This window comes from Mesorhizobium sp. M7A.F.Ca.CA.004.04.2.1 (assembly GCF_004022825.1).
GTDB lineage: Bacteria > Pseudomonadota > Alphaproteobacteria > Rhizobiales > Rhizobiaceae > Mesorhizobium.
The window spans coordinates 1-6,079 of sequence record NZ_RZPH01000285.1; the positions used below are offsets into that span (position 1 = coordinate 1).

A 6,079-nucleotide genomic window follows, 5' to 3' on the forward strand; every position below is an offset into this window, starting at 1 on the left:
TTCCAGACCTTGTTGGCCTTTTCGAGCGCCGTCGGCGAGCCGGCTTCCGCCCAGGTCTCGTAATTGCGCCAGTCGGACAGGATCGGCGAGTAGAAGGCGGTCTTGTAGCGGTCCTGCGTGTGCTGGGTGCCGAAGAAATGGCCGCCGGGACCGACCGACTGGATGGCGTCGAAGCCGAGTGCCTCGTCGGAAAGATCGAGGGGGGTCAGGAATTCGGCCACCATCTGCAGCAGGTCGATGTCCAGGATGGTCTTCTCGTAGGAGCAGCGCAGGCCGCCTTCGAGCCAGCCGGCGGCATGCATCATCAGATTGCCGCCGCCCTGGATGGCGCCCCACAGCGAGAACACGCTTTCATAAGCCGCCTGCGCGTCGACCGTGTTGGCGGCGCAGGTGTTGGAGGTGCGGTAGGGAATGTTGTAGCGGCGGGCAAGCTGGCCGCCGACGAGCTGCGCCTTCATGTATTCCGGCGTGCCGAACGCCGGCGAACCGGACTTCATGTCGACATTGGAGGTGAAGCCGCCATAGCCGACGGGTGCGCCCTTGCGCACCATCTGGGCGAAGGCGAGGCCGGCAAGCGCCTCGGCGTTCTGCTGCACCAGTGCGCCGGCGATGGTGACAGGCGCCATGGCGCCCGACAGGGTGAACGGCGTCACGACGACGACCTGGCCCTTGCTCGACATCTGGATGATGCCTTCCATCATCGGCACGTCGAGCTTGAGCGGCGAATTCGTGTTGATGATGGTGAAGACGGACGGCTCTTCCAGCATCTGCTCGTGGCTGATGCCGCGCGCGATCCTGGCGATCTCGATGCCGTCGACATTGCGTTCCTTGCCGAGCGAATAGATGTGGAACACCTTGTCGGTGAGCACGCTGAGATCGCGGATGCATTCGAGGTGGCGGACGGACGGATGGATATCGGTCGGCTCGACCGGGTAGCCGCCCGTGCAGTTCAGGATGTTGTGCATCTGCGCGAGCTTTAAGAAATTGCGGTAGTCCTGCTGGTTGCCGGGCCGGCGGCCGCGATCGATGTCGGAGCAATTGGGCGCCGACGCCATCATCGAGATGATCACATTGTTGCCGCCAAAGCGCACATTGTGCGCCGGATTGCGGGCATGGATGGTGAACTCCGACGGGCAGTGCGACACCAGTTCGAGGATCATGTCGCTGTCGAAGCGCACCCGCTCGCTGCCGTCGCGCACATCGGCGCCATGCGCCTTCATGATGCTGCGGGCTTCGTCATGCAGCACATCGACGCCGATTTCCCTGAGCACGCGCAGGGAGGCGAGGTGGATCGATTCCAGCTCGTCGTCGGAGACCAGCCTGGTCGGCGTCAGCGGGTTTTTCAGCTGGCGGAAAGCCGGCTGCTCGAACGCGGCCGAGCCGCCGGCGCGCTTTCCGGCGCGGCCACCGCGACGGGCGCGGTCGGTGGCCAATGCCGGTTCCAAGGGTTGTAGGGCGGCGGTCATGATGGTCCTCGTAGGATGCGATAGCGGGCGGCATAATGGACCGGCGGCTGTCCAGCCATTGCGGAGGCGGCGACCACTAGGGCGAGGGAAGCGACATGCCGGAACGGCAGTTGCGCGGCCACGACATCGGCCTGATCCCGCCGCCTCGTTGGCGCAAGCGGATTTCGCCGGGCGGCCCTTCCTTTGCCTGGATCGAACCGATAGCTACTCGGGCTTGCCGGCCGGATGGCCAGCAATTCACATGGATGGCAGCATGGTTGCGACCGGCTCGAACGAAGGCGAAGCAGGAACGCAGTGGGCAGCGCTTGCCGGCGTCACCGCGGCACTTGCGATGTTCGGCGCGGCGCAGGGGTTGAGTTCGCCGCTGTTCACGCTGCTGATGCAGAAACAAGGCATGTCGCCAGCGCTGATCGGCTTGTCGGCGGCGATGATGCCGCTCGGGCTGATCCTTTCGGCTTCTTTCGTGCCCGCGGCTGTGCGGCTTGTCGGTGCACGCAACCTGGCGGTCGGCTGCTCGCTGATCGGCGCGCTCTGCTTCCTGGGTATCGGCTATCTGCAGGACTGGGTGGCCTGGTTCGTCATCCGCTTCATCATCGGCGTCGTCATCAACCCGCTCTACATCCTCGGCGAGGTGTGGGCACTGTCGCTGGCGCCGCCATCGCGGCGCGGCAGGGTGATGGGCGTGTTCAACACGCTAATGGGCGCCGGCTACGCCGCCGGACCATTCGCGCTGACCCTGCTCGGTACGTCGGGCTGGGCGCCCTTCATGGTCGGCGTCGCCGGTTTCGCGCTCTGCGCGGTGATCCTGCACGCGGTCTCGTCTAAGCTGACCGGTTTCGAGGATGACGACCAGCCTGCCAGCGGCCTTGTCGGCTTTGCCAAGGTGGCGCCGGCGCTGCTGCTTGCCGTGCTTGTCTCGGCGGCGGTCCAGCAGAGCACCTATGCGCTGGTCCCGGTCTTCGGCGCCAGCTACGGCTTGGCGGAAGCCGTTCTGGCCTCGCTGGTGATGGCGCTTTCCCTCGGCAACATCCTGCTGCAGATACCACTCGGCCTTCTGGCGGAGCGTTTTGGCGGCCGCGCCATGATCATCGTCTGCGCGCTGGCAACAACCGTTTGCGCGCTTTTGCTGCCTTTGCTGATCACAACGCCGTTGATCTGGGTCGTGCTGCTGGTGATGGGCGCGGTCGGTTACGGCGTCTACACCATGGCATTGGTCGAACTCGGCAGCCGGTTCAAGGGCTCTGTGCTGGTCGCCGGCAACGCTGCCTTTGCACTGATGTGGGGCGTCGGTGGCATCGTCGGCCCACCCGGTGCCGGCGTGCTCATGCAAGGCATCGGCCCGCTCGGGCTGCCGGTCGTGATCGCCGGCCTCGACGCGGTGCTGGTGATGTTCGCGCTGTATCGGTCGTCCGTGCGCCGAGCTTCCTGACGAGCCCAACCTCCTGACCGGCCCAACTTCCTGACAGGCCCAACTTCCTGACAGGCCCAACCTCCTGACAGGCATTGTCTGGAGCAAGCGGTTTTCGCCTCCCAGGGGCTTACCACCACGTTGCTCAATCGCTAATCCTGCAGCCTCGATAGCGGTGCGCACAATGAATTTGGTTGAATCGAACAAGGACGAGACGATGCAGTGGGCGGCGATCACCGGTGTGATCGCGACCGTCTCGGTGTTCGCCATCGCGCAAGGGTTGTCCTATCCGCTGCTGAGTTTCATCCTGCAGCGCCAGGGCGTTTCGCCAGCGATGATCGGCCTGTCGGCGGCCATGACGCCGATTGGTTTCATCCTGTCGTCGCCATTGATCCCGGCGCTGGCCCGCCGGTTCGGGGCAGGGCGCACAGCGCTTACCTGTGCGGCGCTTTCGGCTGTCGTGCTGGCGCTGATCGGCTGGACGCAGAATGTCTATCTGTGGTTTCCCCTGCGCTTCCTGATCGGTGTGGTGACCAACCCGCTCTATGTGCTGAGCGAGATCTGGGTCATCGCGCTGGCGCCGCCGGCGCGGCGAGGGCGCGTCATGGGTGTCTATTCGACGATCATCTCGGCCGGTTTCGCGGCCGGGCCGCTATGCCTGCTTGCAGTCGGCACTGAGGGCTGGCCGCCCTTCCTCGTCGGCATCTCCGCCTTCGTGCTGTGCGGCATCTGCCTGGGCTTGGTGCTGCCGCGCTTGCCCAAGGTCGACGAGGCCGGGCATCAAGTTTCCGTCCTGGGTTTCGTGCCGCTGGCGTGGCTGCTTTTGTTTGCCGTCATAGTCGCCGCCGGTTTCGAACAGGGCGCGCTGGCGCTGCTGCCTGTCTATGGCACCCATCACGGCATTACCGAAACCCGCATGTCGGCGCTGCTGTCGGTGATGATTGCCGGCAATATCGCCATGCAGGTGCCGCTAGGCCTGCTGGCGGAAAGGCTTTCCGCGCGCCTGGTGCGGCTTGCCTGCGTCGCGATCACGGTGCTCGGCTGCGTCCTGCTTCCGCTTCTCATCGAGTCGCCGCTGATCTGGCCAATGATCTTTGTCTGGGGTGCGGTTTCCTACGGCATCTACACGATGTCGATCATCGAGCTCGGCGAACGCTTCACCGGCTCCGCACTGGTTGCCGGCAATGCGGCCTTTTCCTTGATGTGGGGCGTCGGCGGTATCGCCGTGCCGCCGCTGGCGGGCGGCGCCATGGATATTCTGGGTGCCGGCGGGCTGCCGATCACGCTTGGGCTGCTGTGCCTGGCGCTGGCTATTGCTAGCCTCGCTGGTGGGCGGAAAGCCTCAATTGTGCGCTGAGCATAGTGAATATCGATACGGCCTATCCGCGTTGGCTTTTTCAAAGCAACGCGTTTATCGGAGACCTCATGACCAAGCCTTCCACCCAGACGCCGAATTCCACCCTCTCGACCGACGATCCCTTTCTCTGGCTGGAGGACAGGACAGCCATACAGTCATTGGACTGGGTACATCGCCAGAACGAGATCACGGTTGGTGAATTGCAGGGCGATCCGTCCTACCAGGCGTCGTTCCAGACCGCGCTCGACCTGATGACGGCCGAGGACAACATTGCGGTCGGCGCTGCGTTGAAAGGCCATGTCTACAATTTCTGGCAGGACAAGACCAATGTGCTCGGCCTCTGGCGCCGCACGACGGTCGCTTCCTACAAGACCGAGAAACCCGACTGGGAAACAATCGTCGACTTCGACCAGCTTGCGGCGAAGGAGGGGATCAAATGGGTGTTCAGCGGCGCCAGCCGGCTCTATCCGGACTTCAACCTTTGCCTTGTCTCGATGTCGCCGGATGGCGGTGACGCGAGCGAGATGCGCGAGTTCGACATTGCGACCAAGTCGTTTGTCCACGGTGGGTTTCGCGCGCCCGCTTCCAAGTCGGGCTTCAGCTGGCTGGATAAGGACACCGTGATTGTTTCCGCCGCTTTCGACGAGGCCGACAAGACCGAGTCCGGCTATCCGCGAGTCATAAAGCTGTGGAAGCGCGATACCAAGCTGGAAGACGCGACGCCGATCTTCGAGGCGCAGAAAGAGGATCTCGCCGTTGGTGCCGCTGTCGAGTACGACGGTGACAGACGCTATCTGGTCCTGGCTCGAACGCTGAATTTCTTCGCTTCGCACATCTTCCTTCGGCTGCCTTCCGGCGAAAACAAACAGCTGCCGCTACCGGACGACATGACCGATACGGCAATATTCAGGGATCAGCTCGTGTTCGGCGTGCGCAGTCCATGGACGTCGCCCGACGGCACGGTTTGCAAGCCCGACGGCCTCTATTCGCTGGATCTGGCGCACTGGGTCGAGACCGGCGCGCTCGGATCTGTCGAAACCTTGTTCGAGCCGGCATATCGCGTTTCCATCGCCGGCATGGCCCGCACGCAGGACCGGCTGTTCATCAGCCTGATGGACAATGTGCGCGGCAAGGTCGTCGTCTGCGAGCGCAAGGATGGCAACTGGTCGCTGAAACCGGTGGCGCTGCCCGAAAATGGCAATGTCGGCATCAGCCATGCCGAGCAGTTCGGCTCGACCGTGTCCTTTTCCTTCACCGATTTCCTGACCCCGAGTGCGATCATCTGGTCTGACGACAATGGCGAGACGCTCGCTACCGTGAAGTCGCAGCCGGCGCGTTTCGATGCCTCGCCGCTCATCTCGGAACAGTTCGAGGCGCGCTCCAAGGACGGCACGATGATCCCTTATTTTGTCGTCAGGCGGCGCGATCAGAAGGGGCCGGTGCCGACGCTGCTTTACGGCTATGGCGGTTTCGAAGTGCCGCTGCTGCCCGGCTATGCCGGCGTGCGCGGGAGGCTATGGCTGGAAAAGGGCAATGCCTATGTGCAGGCCTGCATCCGCGGCGGCGGCGAGTTCGGCCCGGCCTGGCATCAAGCGGCGCTCAAGGGCAATCGCCAAAACGGATTCGACGATTTCGCAGCGGTCGCGCAGGACGTCGTCAAGCGCGGCATCGCGACAGCAAGCTCACTCGGCATCCAGGGTGGTTCGAATGGCGGCTTGCTGACCGGCGTTTCCTTGACGCAGCATCCCGAGCTATTCGGCGCCGTCATCATCGAGGTGCCGCTGCTCGACATGCTGCGTTACGCCGAATTGCCGCCTGGCGCCTCGTGGATGGCCGAATATGGCGATC

General features: G+C 63.8%; 4 protein-coding genes. 3 read left to right on the forward strand and 1 reads right to left on the reverse strand.

All coding sequences use genetic code 11. The annotated features are described in order from the left end of the window. Positions 1–1,466, reverse strand: a 1,466-nt coding sequence (locus EN893_RS14795) for a trimethylamine methyltransferase family protein (RefSeq protein WP_128361614.1), incomplete at its 3' end; no start/stop codon positions are given. A 253-nt stretch (positions 1,467–1,719) separates the two neighbouring features. Between EN893_RS14795 and EN893_RS14800 the strand changes: the two genes are divergently transcribed. From EN893_RS14800 to EN893_RS14810, 3 genes are all read left to right on the forward strand, one after another. Continuing rightward, positions 1,720–2,895, forward strand: a complete 1,176-nt coding sequence (locus EN893_RS14800; protein ID WP_127268230.1) for an MFS transporter — start codon at positions 1,720–1,722, stop codon at positions 2,893–2,895. A 163-nt stretch (positions 2,896–3,058) separates the two neighbouring features. After that, a complete protein-coding gene (locus tag EN893_RS14805; protein WP_127268231.1) occupies positions 3,059–4,231 on the forward strand; it encodes an MFS transporter in 1,173 nt (390 codons plus the stop codon). Positions 4,232–4,299: 68 nt separating this feature from the next. Then, positions 4,300–6,079 (forward strand): prolyl oligopeptidase family serine peptidase (locus tag EN893_RS14810; RefSeq protein ID WP_164900872.1); only part of this gene is annotated, 1,780 nt, incomplete at its 3' end.

Coding starts and splice junctions, on each gene's coding strand:
- EN893_RS14800 (WP_127268230.1), top strand. CDS start 1,720: ATGGTTGCGACCGGCTCGAACGAAGGCGAAGCAGGAACGCAGTGGGCA.
- EN893_RS14805 (WP_127268231.1), top strand. CDS start 3,059: ATGAATTTGGTTGAATCGAACAAGGACGAGACGATGCAGTGGGCGGCG.